General features: G+C 53.9%; 13 protein-coding genes and 1 pseudogene. 6 read left to right on the forward strand and 8 right to left on the reverse strand.

Annotated elements, in window-relative coordinates:
* Positions 1-393 precede the first annotated feature (393 nt).
* Positions 394-1,449 (reverse strand): LacI family DNA-binding transcriptional regulator, encoded by a 1,056-nt coding sequence (locus tag NFS35_RS08490; protein ID WP_251206704.1) that lies wholly within the window; start codon positions 1,447-1,449, stop codon positions 394-396.
* Positions 1,450-1,728: 279 nt separating this feature from the next.
* On the opposite strand from NFS35_RS08490, the gene NFS35_RS08495 reads away from it, so the two are divergent.
* Entirely contained in the window at positions 1,729-3,216 is a 1,488-nt protein-coding gene (locus tag NFS35_RS08495; RefSeq protein ID WP_251206705.1) for a glycoside hydrolase family 5 protein, read from the forward strand.
* An 8-nt stretch (positions 3,217-3,224) separates the two neighbouring features.
* Here NFS35_RS08495 and NFS35_RS08500 read toward each other — a convergent pair whose 3' ends face one another.
* Genes NFS35_RS08500 through NFS35_RS08510 form a run of 3 tightly spaced genes read right to left on the reverse strand, consistent with a single transcriptional unit; the run spans position 3,225 to position 5,786 of the window.
* Positions 3,225-3,884 (reverse strand): LacI family DNA-binding transcriptional regulator, encoded by a 660-nt coding sequence (locus NFS35_RS08500; RefSeq protein ID WP_251206706.1) that lies wholly within the window; start codon positions 3,882-3,884, stop codon positions 3,225-3,227.
* Positions 3,881-4,465, reverse strand: a complete 585-nt coding sequence (locus NFS35_RS08505; RefSeq protein WP_251206707.1) for an IbrB-like domain-containing protein — start codon at positions 4,463-4,465, stop codon at positions 3,881-3,883. Before NFS35_RS08505 ends, NFS35_RS08500 begins: the two co-directional genes overlap by 4 nt.
* Before the next feature lies 1 nt (position 4,466).
* Entirely contained in the window at positions 4,467-5,786 is a 1,320-nt protein-coding gene (locus NFS35_RS08510; protein WP_251206708.1) for a phosphoadenosine phosphosulfate reductase, read from the reverse strand.
* Positions 5,787-5,899: 113 nt separating this feature from the next.
* Here NFS35_RS08510 and NFS35_RS08515 point away from each other — a divergent pair, with 113 nt between their 5' ends.
* Both NFS35_RS08515 and NFS35_RS29635 read left to right on the forward strand, forming a co-directional pair.
* A complete protein-coding gene (locus NFS35_RS08515) occupies positions 5,900-6,580 on the forward strand; it encodes a glycyl-radical enzyme activating protein (RefSeq protein WP_251206709.1) in 681 nt (226 codons plus the stop codon).
* Between the two features lie 3 nt (positions 6,581-6,583).
* Positions 6,584-8,744, forward strand: a pseudogene (locus tag NFS35_RS29635) (glycyl radical protein).
* 51 nt (positions 8,745-8,795) lie between these two features.
* Here NFS35_RS29635 and NFS35_RS08525 read toward each other — a convergent pair.
* Both NFS35_RS08525 and NFS35_RS08530 read right to left on the reverse strand, forming a co-directional pair.
* Positions 8,796-9,059 (reverse strand): Txe/YoeB family addiction module toxin, encoded by a 264-nt coding sequence (locus NFS35_RS08525; protein WP_016223934.1) that lies wholly within the window; start codon positions 9,057-9,059, stop codon positions 8,796-8,798.
* Entirely contained in the window at positions 9,052-9,303 is a 252-nt protein-coding gene (locus NFS35_RS08530) for a type II toxin-antitoxin system RelB/DinJ family antitoxin (RefSeq protein WP_251206843.1), read from the reverse strand. The genes NFS35_RS08525 and NFS35_RS08530 overlap by 8 nt, the downstream gene beginning before the upstream one ends.
* Positions 9,304-9,543: 240 nt before the next feature.
* Here NFS35_RS08530 and NFS35_RS08535 point away from each other — a divergent pair, with 240 nt between their 5' ends.
* Positions 9,544-10,521: a helix-turn-helix domain-containing protein gene (locus NFS35_RS08535; RefSeq protein WP_251206710.1), complete on the forward strand. Its 978-nt coding sequence runs from the start codon at positions 9,544-9,546 to the stop codon at positions 10,519-10,521.
* 75 nt (positions 10,522-10,596) lie between these two features.
* Here the strand turns inward: NFS35_RS08535 and NFS35_RS08540 are convergent, their stop codons facing one another.
* Positions 10,597-11,205, reverse strand: coding sequence for a methyltransferase domain-containing protein (locus NFS35_RS08540; RefSeq protein ID WP_251206711.1), 609 nt, complete (start codon positions 11,203-11,205; stop codon positions 10,597-10,599).
* A 76-nt stretch (positions 11,206-11,281) separates the two neighbouring features.
* Positions 11,282-12,115: a methyltransferase domain-containing protein gene (locus tag NFS35_RS08545; protein ID WP_251206712.1), complete on the reverse strand. Its 834-nt coding sequence runs from the start codon at positions 12,113-12,115 to the stop codon at positions 11,282-11,284.
* Between the two features lie 280 nt (positions 12,116-12,395).
* Between NFS35_RS08545 and NFS35_RS08550 the strand changes: the two genes are divergently transcribed.
* On the forward strand, positions 12,396-12,833 hold the full coding sequence (locus NFS35_RS08550; protein WP_251206713.1) for a hypothetical protein: 438 nt from the start codon (positions 12,396-12,398) through the stop codon (positions 12,831-12,833).
* A gap of 109 nt (positions 12,834-12,942) precedes the next feature.
* Positions 12,943-14,571, forward strand: a complete 1,629-nt coding sequence (gene pruA, locus NFS35_RS08555) for an L-glutamate gamma-semialdehyde dehydrogenase (RefSeq protein ID WP_251206714.1) — start codon at positions 12,943-12,945, stop codon at positions 14,569-14,571.
* The last annotated feature ends 7 nt before the right edge of the window (positions 14,572-14,578 follow it).

Here is a 14,578-nt window from a genome sequence, read left to right on the forward strand (position 1 = left end):
ATGGGAATAACATAGCACTTTTTAAGGTCCATTAAACGGACTTAAAAGACATACCGACCCATTTACTGACTAACACCATATGTATTTATATGCCTATATTGACTTTGTGATTTATATACAGTTTCTAAGCGCATATTTTGTATATTATATACAATCAATTTCTCTGGCACTAAAAAAGAGAGGATATTACAACCTCTCTTTCTCGCATTTACGTTTTTATATCTGCAATCGGTATCATATTTCCGTGCTGTCTCTGTCCGGCAATGCGTGTCATCCCCGCTTTCCGCTTCCCAGGGCGAAAACGCAGCGGGCCCGGCAGCCGTCTTTAGGTCTGCCAGGCCCGTTTATGGAATCCAGTCATTCTCCAGCCTCTTATCCTTTGCAGGCATCGAATCACCGTGCCCTGGCCGGGCCGCTGCTCTCCCGCACCACCAGCGTAGGCTCCATCATCTGCAGTTTCGGAATCTTCTTCCCCTCCAGAACCCCTATAGCCGTCTCCACCATCTTCTGTCCCAGTTTCTCATAGTTATAGTCGATGCTGGTGAGCTTCGGCATCATCATCTCGGCTATGTAGGTATTGTCATAGCTGACCAGCGAGACATCCTCGGGTATCCGGTAGCCGTGCTCCGCAAGGCTCCGGGCGATTCCCGCCGCGGAGAAATCGTTGATGGCAATCACCGCCGTAGGCACGATTCCCGCTTCCACCATCCTGTTCATCTCCGCGTAGGCCCCTGCGTCATCATAATGCCCCGCCTCCTGTACCAGCTCCTGCCGGAACGTAATCTGGTTCTGCTTCAGCAGCTGCTTGTACCTCTGTATCTTCTCAAAGGTGGACAGCACATTCGCCCGGCCGCCCACCAGCGCGATCTCCCTGTGGCCCAGAGCAATCAGATACTCCAGCAGCAGATCCATGGACTTCCTGGCGTCAATCTGTACCTGAAAGCACTGGGTGCCGTCCAGCTTGCCGTTGATCACCATGGGAGTCCTCTCCGGCATGGCGTTCACCAGCTCCACGTACTCCAGATTCGACACCAGGTCGTCCACCCGGCCGCCCAGCTGAATCACCGCGTCCACCCGCTGCTCCTGGAGTTTCTCCAGCTGCTGCCGCTCCAGTCCGGCCTCTCCCAGGGAATTGCACAGCAGGACCGTGTACCCCAGCTTCCTGGCCGCCAGTTCGCAGGCCACGAAGACCTCGGAATAGAAAGGATTCCTTACATCCGCCGCGATGATGCCGATGACCCGGCTCCTGGTATCGGACAGGCCCCTGGCCATGGCGTTGGGCGTGAAATTGTATTTTTCGATGAGCTCCTCGATTTTCTGCTTCTTCTCCGGCCTTACCTTGGCGCTGCCTGTCAGCACCCGGGAGACCGTGGCGGGGGATACGCCCGCCTCTTTTGCTATATCATAGATAGTGATGCTTCTTCCGCCTGTTTTCTTGTCCGCGTCCATATGCAGTACCTCGTCTTTACTCTGTTACCTGAAACCGATTTCCCCCATTTTTTTATCATATGATTTTTCGGGCTGAATGTCAAGAGAGTTTCTTATCTGCGAATTTCTCTTGTAACCTCTGCCGGGATGCCGTATACTGGAAATAGAAAAAGGAAGCCGAGGGAGGTTCAAAATGATTGACGGATATCTGCGCGCACAGGGAGGGAATAGAACGGCAGCGGGGAAACAGTGCTGCTAAAGGGCTGGGGACTTGGAAACCGGCTCCTGCAGGAGGGCTATATGTGGTATGTCTTCGGAAACAGGCGTTTCGACCGCCCCCGCCGGATCGAGGCAGTGGTGGAGGAGCTGACAGGAAAGGAGTATGCCCACCGGTTCTGGAAAAGGTTCCGGAAGAACTATGTGACCAGAGAGGACATCCTGCGGATGGCGCAGCTGGGCTATAATTCCGTGCGGATTCCATTCTGCTACCGCCTGTTTCTGGAGGAGGGACCCGGAATCGTCTGGAAAGAGGAGGGATTCGAACTGCTGGACAGGTGCATCGACTGGTGCGGGGAGGCGGGGATATATGCCTTTCTGGATCTCCACGGCGCCCCCGGCGGGCAGACAGGAGCCAATATCGACGACTGCATCGATGATGTGCCCTGGCTGTTCCTGGACAGGGAGCAGTGGGACAGGGGAATCGCACTGTGGGCCAGATTGGCGGAACGTTATAAAGACAATGTCGTAGTAGGAGGATATGACCTTCTGAACGAACCCATCGCGCCGCCCAGCCAGGAGGCCGGAGACCACGAATTCCTGATTCCCAGGCTGAAAGAATTCTATCAGGAGGCCACCGCCGCCATCCGCAAGGTGGACAGGCATCATCTGCTCTCCATCGAGGGCGCCCACTGGGCCACCGATCTGCGGATTTTTGACCACAGATACGACGACAATATGGTGCTGCACTTCCACCGGTACGGTACATACCCCGATTACGCCTGCCTGGAGCCTTATGTGGAAAAAGCGAAAGAGCTGGACGTGCCCCTGTGGCTGGGGGAGACCGGGGAGAATGTAGACGAGTGGTATACGGCCCTCTGCCCCCTGGCCGAGTCTCTGGGAATCGGATACAATCTGTGGCCCTGGAAGAAAATGGCCTGCACCAACTCCCCTTATTCCGTGAATCTGCCAAATGACTACAGCCTCATCATGGATTATATCGACAGAGGCCCCCACCCGGGCTACCGGAAAGCCCAGGAAATCTTCGATGAATATCTGGAGAACATAAAGCTTGAAAACTGTCAGGAAAATGCCGCCGTCATCCGCCATGTGCTGCGCCGGATTCCTTTCTCCCTGCGGGCCACGGACTTCGACCAGTGCCCGGGCAAAGGGCGCGCTTTCTCCGGCACTGCCAAAGAGGATGATACAATCGATTATCGCGGAGGCTGCGGCATGAGGCTGGTGGAACTGGAAAAGCCAAGCGGCGAGAAGAGGCCCGGCTTCGACTGTGGATGGGACCGCTACGGACTGCTTTTGGAAGCGGGGGAATACGCCTGCTACCAAGTCGAAATCCCGGGGCCCACAGCGCTGACAATCTCCCTTGCGCCCCGGGAACGCCCCGCTCTGCTGCAGATTTCCGACCGGGCGGGCCGGGAAGAATATGGAACCATTCGGGCAGAAAAGGACTCCGACAGCATCTCCCTCCCTCTGTCAGGGAACCAAAAAGGCATTCGGATCACTGCGAAAGAGGGAACCGTGTGCCTGGTGCGCCTGTCTTTCAGCCAGGCATAGCCCCGGCCTCAGTCCCTCTCCCGTTTTCTGTACGGGATACTGCTCTCCCTCACTACCAGGAGCGGCTCCACCATCTGAATCCGCTCCACTTCCCTGCCCTCTATCAGGCGGATTGCCGTGTCCACCAGCGTCTCCCCGTATTTCGTATAATTGTAGTCCACGCTGGTAAGCTTCGGATTGGCGCTCTCCGCCATATAGGTATTGTCAAAGCTCACCAGGGAAATGTCCCCGGGAATCCCCAGGCCGTGCTCTCTGATACTGCGCATGATGCCGAAAGCCGCGAAATCATTGACGGCAATCACCGCCGTAGGCCTCTCCCCCCCATCCAGCAGCCCGTTCATCTGCTCATATCCGGACTTGAAGTCATACCCGCCCTCCCCGGCGGCCATGCTCTCGCCATACTCTATCCCTCCTGTCCTGCACAGCTGCCTGCACCTTACGGCTTTTTCATAAGTGGCCAGCACGTCCATCCGCCCGCCCACGAACGCCACCCTCTCATGGCCCAGGGCAGAGAGATGCTCCATCACCAGCTCCATGGAACGCATGGAATCGATGCACACCGTATTGCATCTGATCCCGTCCAGCCTTCCCGTGGTGATGACCGGTATGGTCTCCCCGGGGGCGTTTTTTGTCCCTGACTGCCTGATCCTATCTTCTCTTTTTATCAATCACGCGCTTCTTCCGGCGCCTCTGCCTCTTTCCTTTCCCCGGTCTCCTCCCCGGCCGGCACGCACACCTCCTCCGGCACCCACGCCCTGCCGAACTCCGTGTCCCGGAACAGCTCCGTCAGCCCTGTGATCTGCTTCAGCCGCAGGATTTCGTCCGGATCCATGCCCAGATGCCTGGAAATCCAGGCATCGCTCCTGCCGATTTCATGAAGCTCCCGCACGATATTGCTCATCAGCTCCACATCGTGGGAGCCCCTGGCCCTGTTGTGGCGAATCGTGCTGGCCATGCGCTGGTCCAGTGGCTTGTCGATCACGGTCACGGGCAGCATGCCCTCCTCCCTGCGGTAGATGTCCGGATAGTCCCTCATCACCCGGTAGCGGTGGAAGCCGTCCACGATGATATAGACATCCCGCTTTTTATCGTAATAACAAACAATCGGCATCGTGTAGCCGTCTTCCTTGATGCTGTCGTACAGAAGACGCATCTCCGGCGGCGCCACCGCGTTTGGGTTATAGCTGTTTGGCTCAATCTTCTCGAAAGGTACTCTCACCACATCGTAGACCGGACTGCGGTATGCCATTTTAAATGCCCTCCATATTCCGATATTTCTCCTTGATAATCTCCAGCCGCTTCTTGTCCTCCCGCATGAGCCCGAAGCCCATGAACCGGCAGAGATGGTCATTCTTCAGGATGCAGTAGCACATGCGCTTCCAGGACGGGACGTCCTTGGTACTCCTGATGTCATCCGTGTCGTCCGGAATCTCCTGTTTGAAGATGATTCTGGATTTCCTGTCCAGCGTATAGTTTGATACGCCGTTCCGTTCAATCTTGTATCCGTGGTCTTGCAGCTCTTGGATAGTCTTCTCCGACAGCCCGCCTCCTGTATTATGCCAGAAGTCGATGGATGTCCGGAACTTTTTCTCATAATTCATCCGCAGCTTATCCGGCAGCGTGTCCAGGAGGAACATGGTGTAAGACTGCCATGTATGGCCCGCGGGGAGCTTTACGTCCCTATAGCCCATGGCCCGTGTCTTCCCATAGATGGATGTGAAATTAGCCCCCTGTACCCGCCCCACCAGCTTCGTCCATGTCTCCGGCTCCAGGATCCGGTACAGGTTCAGGGATTCCTTGGCATAGTCGTTGAAAGGCGATGCCACCCTCATCTGGGTGGGCAGGAGCCCCGCCTTATGGTAAAGGTCGTACAGCCTGTTGCAGGGGTAGCCGAACCTGGAATAGGCTGTCCATACATCGGAGGTGCTCCAGTCGTACATGGGGGACGCTGCCCACACATCCTTGAACTGCCTGGATATCCAGCACCTTCCCTCATAGCCGTTCCTGTTGTTCAGAAAGCCGCTGTAGCGGCGCAGGGATTCCTCCGCCCGCATCCCAAGCAGACAGACAGTCCTGCGGTTTCCGTGCTTCTGCCTGAACCATCTGCCGAACTGCTTCGCCAGATCCTCCTCCAGCATCTTGTATTTATAGAGGCTGAAAGGATTCCTGCCCATATGGATCACATAGGGTTTCCTGGGCATGGGCCGCACCCAGCTCTCCTGCATGGTATCGTCCCAGGGATACCAGTACATCTCATAGCTGCTCAGCGCCGTGCGCACCGCCATGGGCAGGCACACCCAGTAGGGCTCGGTCCTGGACAGGTACATCTCGAATACTTTCTCCACATATTCCGTAGTCACCTGATACTGGGCCTCGAAATCCTGATGGAAGACCCCTATCTTTTTCCGGATTCTCTTCCTCTCCATGTAGTCCATGACCATATGCAGCAGCAGGCCGCTGTCCTTGCCGCCGCTGAAAGAAACATATATATTATCAAACTCCTGAAAGATTATGTCCAGACGTTCCTGCAACGCCTCGTATACATTTATGTCCAGGTACTTCTTCTCCAACGCTCTCCCTCCCCCCTTTGTCCCTTTCCGCCAAATCTCCATTTCGACTATACATAATTTGCCGGAATGTGTCAAGGCGCTTCTGCCCCCCTGTCCCCAGGGCAATCCCCCGCATGGACCGAACCTTATGTCAGATATGCGGCGCATGCGTCGCAGCCTGTCCCCACAATGCCAGGGAGATAGCCGGAAAGGAATACGAGCTCCCTGCCCTGATCCGGGAGCTGGAAAAGGACAGGATGTTCTACGAACAGTCCGGCGGCGGCATCACCCTCTCCGGCGGCGAGCCCCTGGCCCAGGACATGGACTACATAGAAGAGCTGGCCAGACGGCTGCACACAAAGGGCTACAGCGTGAACATCGATACCTGCGGATGCGTCCCCTACGAGCACATCCGGCGCGTCCTCCCCTACACGGACACTTTCCTCTACGACATCAAGCTGATGGACCCAAAGGCCCACAGGCAATACACGGGCGTGGACAACGGGCTGATTCTGGAAAACCTGAAAGCCCTAAGCGCCGACGGCGGGAAAATCAATCTCCGCCTCCCCCTCACAGGCGGGGTGAACGCCACCAAACAGCATCTCACCGACATCATTCAGTTCCTGCAGAAAAACGCAGTCAACCCCTACCGCATCCATCTGCTGAAATACCACAGCGCCGGCAGCGGCAAATACGCCAGGCTGGACCGTCTCTACGACCACTCCTCCATGGCGGCGCCGGAGGCCGGGTGGCTGGAGCAGACAGCGTCCCTCTTTCGGCAGAGCGGTTTCCAAAATATCCAGATAGGAGGTTAACCCATGGCAAAGACCCAAGAACGCGGCATGAACGACCGCATCAGAAGACTTCGGAAACTCAGCACCGAGACCCAGCCCCATATCTACATAGAGCGGGCCGTCCTGGAGACAGAGGCCTATCAGAGGTACGAGGGCAAGGTATCCGTCCCGGAACTTCGGGCGCTGGTGCTGAAGCATTTCTTCTCCCATAAGAAACTCTACATCGGCGAGGACGAGCTCATCGTAGGGGAAAAGGGCGACTACCCCCAGTCCGCCCCCACGTTCCCAAAGCTGTGCTGCCACACGTTGGACGGCATGCACAACATGAACGACCGTTCTGTAGTCAATTTTACGGTCACGGAAAATGACCTGAAAATCCAGGAGGAGCAGATCATCCCCTACTGGGAGGAGCGCTCCATGCGCCACCGCATCTTAAGCAGCATGACCGATGAGTGAAAAGAAGCCTACGCCGCCGGAATCTTCACGGAATTCATGGAACAGCGGGGCCCGGGCCATACCGTAGGCTCCGTGAAGCTTTATGAGAAAGGTTATCTTGACTATCAGGAGGACATCAAAGAATCCCTGGGCAAGCTGGACTATCAGAACGACCCGGAGGCCCTGAACAAGCGCGACCAGCTGAACGCCATGTACATCGCCTGCGACGCCATCATGATCCTGGGAAAGCGCTACGGGGAGCTGGCCAGGCAGATGGCTGCGGAATGCACCGATGAACAGCGGAGAAAAGAGCTGCTGCAGATAGCGGAGGGCTGCGATGTAGTCCCCGCCCACAAGCCGGAGACTTTCTATCAGGCCATCCAGACCTACTGGTTCACCCATCTGGCCGTGACCACGGAGCTGAACCCCTGGGACGCCTATTCGCCGGGACATTTCGACCAGCACCTGGGGCCTTTCTATGAAAGGGATACGGAGGCCGGAATACTCACCCGCGACCAGGCTCTGGAGCTGATGGAATGCCTGTGGGTGAAATTCTATAACCAGCCCGCGCCGCCCAAGGTAGGCGTCACCCTGAAGGAAAGCAGCAGCCATCATCCAGGAGCTGATGAATGCCGGGAAGACGCTGGAGGACGCCCGGAAAGGCGGGTGCTCCGGCTGTGTGGAGACCGGCGCATTCGGCAATGAGGCCTATATCCTGCTGGGGTATTTCAATCTGCCCAAGGTCTTCGAGCTGACATTGTTTAACGGGGTAGACCCCATGACCGGCAGGCAGCTAGGGCCCAGGACAGGGGACGCTAAGGATTTCAAGACCTTTGACCAGCTCTGGGAGGCTTACACGAAGCAGATTGACCATTTCCTGGACATCAAGGTGCGGGGCTCCAATGTGATCGAGTCCCTGTACGCGAAATATATGCCGGTGCCGTTCCTCTCCATCCTGACCAACGACTGCATCGCCAAAGGGCAGGACTACAACGCGGGCGGCGCACGCTACAACACCAGCGTCATCCAGGGCGTGGGCACCGGCACCATCGCGGACTGCCTGTCCGCCGTGAAGTATAATGTCTACGATAATGAGAATTTCACCATGGAAGAACTGCTTGCCGCCATGAAGGACAATTTCCAGGGGCATGACAGGCTGTTTAACCTGGTGCGGAACAAGACGCCCAAGTACGGCAATGACGACGATTACGCGGACAATCTCATGCGGAAAGTGTTCAATTACTTCCTGGACAGCGTCAGCGGCAGGCCCAACATGCGGGGCGGCACCTACCGGGTGGATATGCTGCCCACCACCTGCCATGTGTATTTCGGGGATGTGATGATCGCCAGCCCCAACGGCCGCCTGGCCCGCAAGCCGGTGTCCGAAGGCATCTCCCCTGAAAAGGGCGCGGATATCCACGGCCCCACCGCCGTCATCAAGTCCTGCGCCAAGATGGACCATCTGAAGACCGGCGGGACGCTGCTGAACCAGAAATTTACTCCGGAAGTGGTAACCGGGGAGGCAGGGCTGAATCATATGGCGGATTTGATTCGCACCTATTTCGACATGGACGGCCATCATATCCAGTTCAACGTGGTGGGGCGGGATACCCTGATTGCGGCCCAGAAGAACCCGGAGGAGTATCGCGACCTGATCGTCCGGGTGGCAGGGTACAGCGACTACTTCCGCAACCTGGATAAGCCGCTGCAGGATGAGATCATCGAGCGGACGGAACAGAATTTTGGGTGATTGGGAAACAGCGCGGCATTGGCCGCGCTGTTTTTCTGTATAAATCCACTCTTACTTATCTCTATAATGAGAACCACATTGAACAATCTTTATCGTATTATCTTCTATACGATAAACAATGCGATTCGCATCATCTATCCGCCGACTCCAATAAGCTGCCAGGTCACCACTTAACCTTTCCGGCTTACCTATTCCGTCATATCCATTACGGTCAATATCTTTCAGCAGCTGAAGAATCCTTCTTAACGTTTTCTTGTCCTGCTTCATCCAATATTCAAAATCTTCCCATGCCGCATCAGACCACGACTTAATCATCAATGTTCACCTCGTGTACTGTCCCCCCTGTAGCTTCCATTTGTGCTATTGATTCCTTCAGCCTGGTCATATTTTCCTGCGAATAAAAAGGATCTACACCCACTTCAAATGGTATCCTCTTCTCTCGTCCCAGTTTTTTAAGATAAATATTAATAGCCGTAGATAAAGACATTCCAATATCAGCACAAGCTTGTTCTGCCATCTTCTTTACATCATCCTCTACCCGTAAACTAATTTGAGCCATCATATCACCTCTTCCTTTTTGATGTTATTAATATACTCTACATCATAGCATTTGTAAAGCATTTTGCTGGTTTTTACCCCCTTTTTGATTCAAGGAACGCTTGAATTTTCCAGAACTGCCAGATATCGGGCAGAATCTGAAATTCAATTATTTCTTTATAGCCGGAATCGGCGTATCCGTGCTACAATCATTTCAGAAAAAGCTTTTTCCGAAAATGACGAAAATGAGAGGAGAAAAACTATGTTTAACATGAAGCAGGTCGGCAGAAAAATCGTGGCATTGAGGAAAGCGCAGAACATGACTCAGACGGAATTGGCTGATAAAATGAACGTGAGCTTTCAGGCTGTCTCCAACTGGGAAAGGGGCAACAGCATGCCGGATATCTCAAAGCTGCCCCAGCTGGCGTCTCTGTTCGGATGCTCTGTGGACGAACTCCTGGAGGAAAAATCAGAACTTCTGCATTCCGCCATGAAAGATGGTCTTCAGGAATATGTGGAGAATAATGAGGTGTCCAGAGAGGAACTGGAAGCCGCCGTTCCCGTGCTGAAACCGGATCAGGTCGAGAAAATCGCCAACAGCATGCTGTTGAAAAACGGTGACAATATAAATATTTTTTATCCGTATCTGGACGATGACGCGCTGAGGGAAGTGGCGGAGCGCAAGGTCAAAAAGGGCGAATCCATTGACGATATGCTGGAATATCTGGAGGAGGATTATCTCGGAGAACTGGCCTTGCTTCTGTATGAGCAGGGCAGGCCTGTGGATTCGTACTATGACTACATGGAGGAAGACCAGCTGAGCGAACTGGCCAGACGCAAGGTTAAAAAAGGCGAGTCCATTGATGACATGCTGGAGTATCTGGAGGAGGATTATCTCGGAGAACTGGCCTTGCTGCTGTATGAACAGGGCAAGTCCGTAAATTCGTTCTACGAGTACATGGAGGAAGACCAGCTGGGCGAACTGGCCAGGTGCAAGGCTAAAAAGGGCGAGTCCATTGATGACATGCTGGAATACCTGGAAGAGGACTACATCGGCGAGTTGGCCTTGCTTCTGTATGAACAGGGCAAGTCCGTAAATTCGTTCTACGAGTACATGGAGGAAGACCAGCTGAGTGAGCTGGCTAAGCGTAAAATCAAAAAGGGCGAGTCCGTCGAAGATATGCTGGAATATCTGGACAGCGACTTCATCAAGGACATTGTTCTGGAGCTGATGTCCTGAGTTATGATTGGAATAAGGTCTTGACAATTATGTTTCATGCCGGAGACGGGAGACTCCATTGCCAGACGGAAGATTTTACTGCCGCCTGGCAATGATTCTCTCATAGGCATGTTCATGATGTATCCCGCCGGGGTGGGTATCCGTAAACGTCCCTTCCTGATGACGGACGATTTCCCAGTCCTTATATTTCAGAGGCAGTTCCCCTACGGCAAAAAGGCTGTGGGTAAAGGGAGCATTGTCAGGCGTAGCAGGCAGCCTGTCGGTGAAGACGCCGATGACATTATAGCCGCCGGGCTTGGTGTGTTTTTGCATTTTTGCAATGAACCGGTCCCTGACCTGCTTCGGCGGCAGATGGAGGACACCGTGGGATAAGATGATGTCATACTTTTTTTCAAAGATAAATTCTCCCAGGTCACAACAGAAAAAGTTGACTGAAAGACTCAGAGAACAGGCAATCCTTACGGCCTTTTCAACTCCGGCCGCAGAGATGTCGAAAGCATCCACCTGATGTCCCAGACCGGCCATGAAAACAGAATTCCGGCCCTCTCCACAGCCCACGTCCAGCACGGAGGCATTCTGCGGAAAAAAGGGATAAAATTCGTCGATGTCTACGGTTGGCCCTTTGGAAAATGTGGAAACATCGTTATCTGCATAAGTCCGTTCCCAAAACGGATGCTCTGGCATACTTGCACTCTCCTTTCATGTATTCCATATTCTTTCTTGACCTCCGCAATGAACTCGTCAGTAGCAGAAACGACTTTTACGAAAGGTGCATGGTTTTCTGGCCAATCAAAGTATCCATACAATGCTTATGAGGGACGCCGCCGCTGTTGCAGTCGAAGACCTCCTCCCTGCAGATATGGAACAGCCATTCATGGTAATAGCCGAACAGTTCCCCGGAATACCAGGGATGGCGCAGTTTCTCATCCTCCGGGTTATCCCAGGAGCGAGTGATGAAGGGTTTCCGGACGAACACATTCAGGGCATTGATGCCGTTCTCCGCGGTATGCGCTTTCAGCCTTTCACAGAGTTCCTTTCTTCCGGGCCGGGGGATGAAGTGAAGCATGCCGCTGCAGAAAATGATGTCATATTCCATATCCGGATCATAGTCCGATATGTCAGCCTTGAAAAATCTCACGCCCACTTTGTTGTGCTCCGCAAGCCGTTTCGCCTTTTCAATCCCCTGTTCGGAGATATCGAAAGCGGTCACGGCGTATCCGCATTTCGCCAGAAAGACCGCGTCCTTCCCCTCCCCGCAGCCGATGTCCAGCACCCGGTAGGGCTTTATGGGGGGAAGAATCTTCATGATATCATAGCAGATGCGGTTGGGCAAAAGCCCCCAGTAATACTCTTCCGTCTCGTACCGCCTGTCATAGTCCGTCACCACGCTCCTGTAGCCCAGCAGGGCGTCCACTGTGGTGTGGAGCGCTGCCGCCAGCTTCGGCAGCATTTCGATGTCGGGATAGGCAGAATTGTTCTCCCATTTCGAGACCGCCTGGAATGAAATGTTCAGGGACTGTGCCAGCTGGTTCTGTGTCAGGCCCAGCTCTTTTCGCCTTTTGCTGATGACTTCTCCTGTTTTCAGATGCTCCATGTCTGCCGCCTTTCTCTTTCCTGATTAACTATATTATATACGATATATTATCTGTTTACCTTTTTTCGAATCGGTACATGTTACATATTTATCCTAATATAAGAAAACGCAAAGCGCAATAACGCAGAGAGGGAATCCGTGCAAAGAATTCATCCGGCAGTTGAATACCACCCCGGTAACTGCGATTTTTTATTGGCATGTTAGCTGTATTGCGATTCCTGCCGGAAATATCGCCGGGAGGGCCGGTTCTTTGATGAAATATTAGAGGCAGGTGAATAAAATGGAGTATCTTACACTTGAAAAACGACAGCTTTGTGATATACAGGGCCGATTGTTTGAACTGGCACAGAAAACCGATCTGGACTGCCCTTTCTTTATAGAATCCTTTATGAACAGCAAAACGGCGGCGGCTCTTGATGATGTCTATGACAGACTGCAATGGGTCGGTGAAGAGTATCTTCTGGAAGAATTGAACGATGAAGTACATGGCCTGAAAAAGGCCGGTGCGACTTATCCCCTGGAGGTAATGTATTGGACAGGATATCTCTATCGCTATTGGCATTATTACACAAATGAATATAGTCGCGATATCTATAAAATTGCTGATGCCAGGACAATGAATGAATGCTGGCTTGGATTCCATACTTTTGATTCGGAGATGGCTATTGACGATTTAAAAGAGATTTACAGGCAAAAAAACATTTTGGATAATCCTTGATAGGTTTATAAGCTCGGGACATTCCCCATTCTTGACACTAAAAACACCCATAGTATACTAAAAACAGAATTGCACATACATCAATCATCAAACAAGGAGGTACAACCCAATGCCAAATGCATATTTCACGATTCAGAAACCGGCCAACGATCCTTTCAAGGGATATCTGCCCGGCAGTCCCGAGCACGCCGCGCTGAAAGCAGAGCTGGCAAAGCAGTCCGCCGAAGTGGTCAAGATTCCCCTGATCATCGGCGGCAAGGAAGTCTGGACGGAGGAGACCATTTCCGTCACCATGCCGCACGACCACAAGTACGTCATTGCAGAGTGCTGCATGGCCGGGGAGAAAGAACTGAAGATGGCCATTGATGCCGCCCTGGAAGTCAAGGACGCATGGGAGGCCATGCCCTGGGAGCACCGCTCCGCCATCTTCCTGAAGGCTGCCGACATGATCACCGGCTCCTACCGCCAGGTGCTGAACGCCTCCACCATGCTGGGACAGTCCAAGACCGTGTTCCAGGCAGAGATCGACATCGCTGAGCTGGCCGACTTCCTTCGCTTCGGCGTCTGGGCGGCACAGGAGATTTTCAAGGACCAGCCCGCCAGCAGCGACGGCATCTGGAACAGACAGGATTACAGGCCCTTGGACGGCTTCATCTGCGCCATCTCTCCCTTCAACTTCACCTCCATCGGCGGCAATCTTCCCACTGCACCGGCCATCGTAGGCAACGTGGCCCTGTGGAAACCCTCCCGCACGGCTGTATTGTCCAATTATTACTATATGAAACTGCTGCAGTGGTGCGGCCTGCCCGCCGGGGTCATCAACTTCGTGCCCTGCACTGGCAGCGATATGTCTAAATATGTGGTGAGCCATCCCAAGATGGCGGGATTCCACTTCACCGGCTCCACCGGGGTCTTCCAAAGCGTCTGGAAACAGGTGGGCGAGAATATCGCGTCCTATGCCAATTATCCCAGACTGGTGGGCGAGACCGGCGGCAAGGACTTCATCTTCGCCCACAATACCGCAGATATCGAGCCTTTAGTGGCCGCTATCGTCAGGGGCTCCTTTGAGTACCAGGGACAGAAGTGCTCTGCCTGTTCCCGTGCTTTCGTGCCCGCCAGCATCTGGCCGGTGGTGGAGAAGCGCCTGAAAGAGCAGACTGCCACTCTGAAAGTGGGCGATGTACAGGAGTTCGATACCTTTATGGCGGCTGTCATCGACAAGGCTTCCTTCGAGACCTGCAAGGGCTATATCGACAGAGCTGCCGCTTCGCCGGAGTGCGAGTTCGTGGCCGGGGGCACCTATGACGACAGCAAGGGCTGGTTCGTGCAGCCTACGGTTATCCGCTGTAAGACGCCTACCTGCGAGTCCATGGTAAAAGAGATTTTCGGGCCTATCGTCTCCATCTATGTATATGAGGACGACAAGCTGGACGAGACCCTGGCCATCTGCGACAGCGCTTCTCCTTATGCTCTCACCGGCGCTATCTTCGCACAGGACAGAGAGGTCATCGTGAAAATGGAGCGGGCGCTCCGCAACGCCTCCGGCAACTTCTACATAAACGACAAATGTACCGGCGCAGTGGTTGGACAGCAGCCTTTCGGCGGTGCCAGGGCTTCCGGCACCAATGACAAGGCGGGCACGGCCCTGAACATGATCCGCTGGGTCAGCGCGCACACGGTGAAAGAGAGCTTCTGCCCCTCCAGCGCCATCGCTTATCCTTATATGACGGAAGCATAACATCCGC

Source organism: Acetatifactor aquisgranensis, from assembly GCF_943193215.1.
Classification (GTDB): Bacteria; Bacillota; Clostridia; order Lachnospirales; family Lachnospiraceae; genus Acetatifactor; species Acetatifactor aquisgranensis.

Coding starts and splice junctions, on each gene's coding strand:
- NFS35_RS08490 (WP_251206704.1), bottom strand. CDS start 1,449: ATGGACGCGGACAAGAAAACAGGCGGAAGAAGCATCACTATCTATGAT.
- NFS35_RS08495 (WP_251206705.1), top strand. CDS start 1,729: ATGTGGTATGTCTTCGGAAACAGGCGTTTCGACCGCCCCCGCCGGATC.
- NFS35_RS08505 (WP_251206707.1), bottom strand. CDS start 4,465: ATGGCATACCGCAGTCCGGTCTACGATGTGGTGAGAGTACCTTTCGAG.
- NFS35_RS08515 (WP_251206709.1), top strand. CDS start 5,900: ATGGACCGAACCTTATGTCAGATATGCGGCGCATGCGTCGCAGCCTGT.
- NFS35_RS08525 (WP_016223934.1), bottom strand. CDS start 9,059: ATGATTAAGTCGTGGTCTGATGCGGCATGGGAAGATTTTGAATATTGG.
- NFS35_RS08530 (WP_251206843.1), bottom strand. CDS start 9,303: ATGGCTCAAATTAGTTTACGGGTAGAGGATGATGTAAAGAAGATGGCA.
- NFS35_RS08535 (WP_251206710.1), top strand. CDS start 9,544: ATGTTTAACATGAAGCAGGTCGGCAGAAAAATCGTGGCATTGAGGAAA.
- NFS35_RS08540 (WP_251206711.1), bottom strand. CDS start 11,205: ATGCCAGAGCATCCGTTTTGGGAACGGACTTATGCAGATAACGATGTT.
- NFS35_RS08545 (WP_251206712.1), bottom strand. CDS start 12,115: ATGGAGCATCTGAAAACAGGAGAAGTCATCAGCAAAAGGCGAAAAGAG.
- NFS35_RS08550 (WP_251206713.1), top strand. CDS start 12,396: ATGGAGTATCTTACACTTGAAAAACGACAGCTTTGTGATATACAGGGC.
- pruA (WP_251206714.1), top strand. CDS start 12,943: ATGCCAAATGCATATTTCACGATTCAGAAACCGGCCAACGATCCTTTC.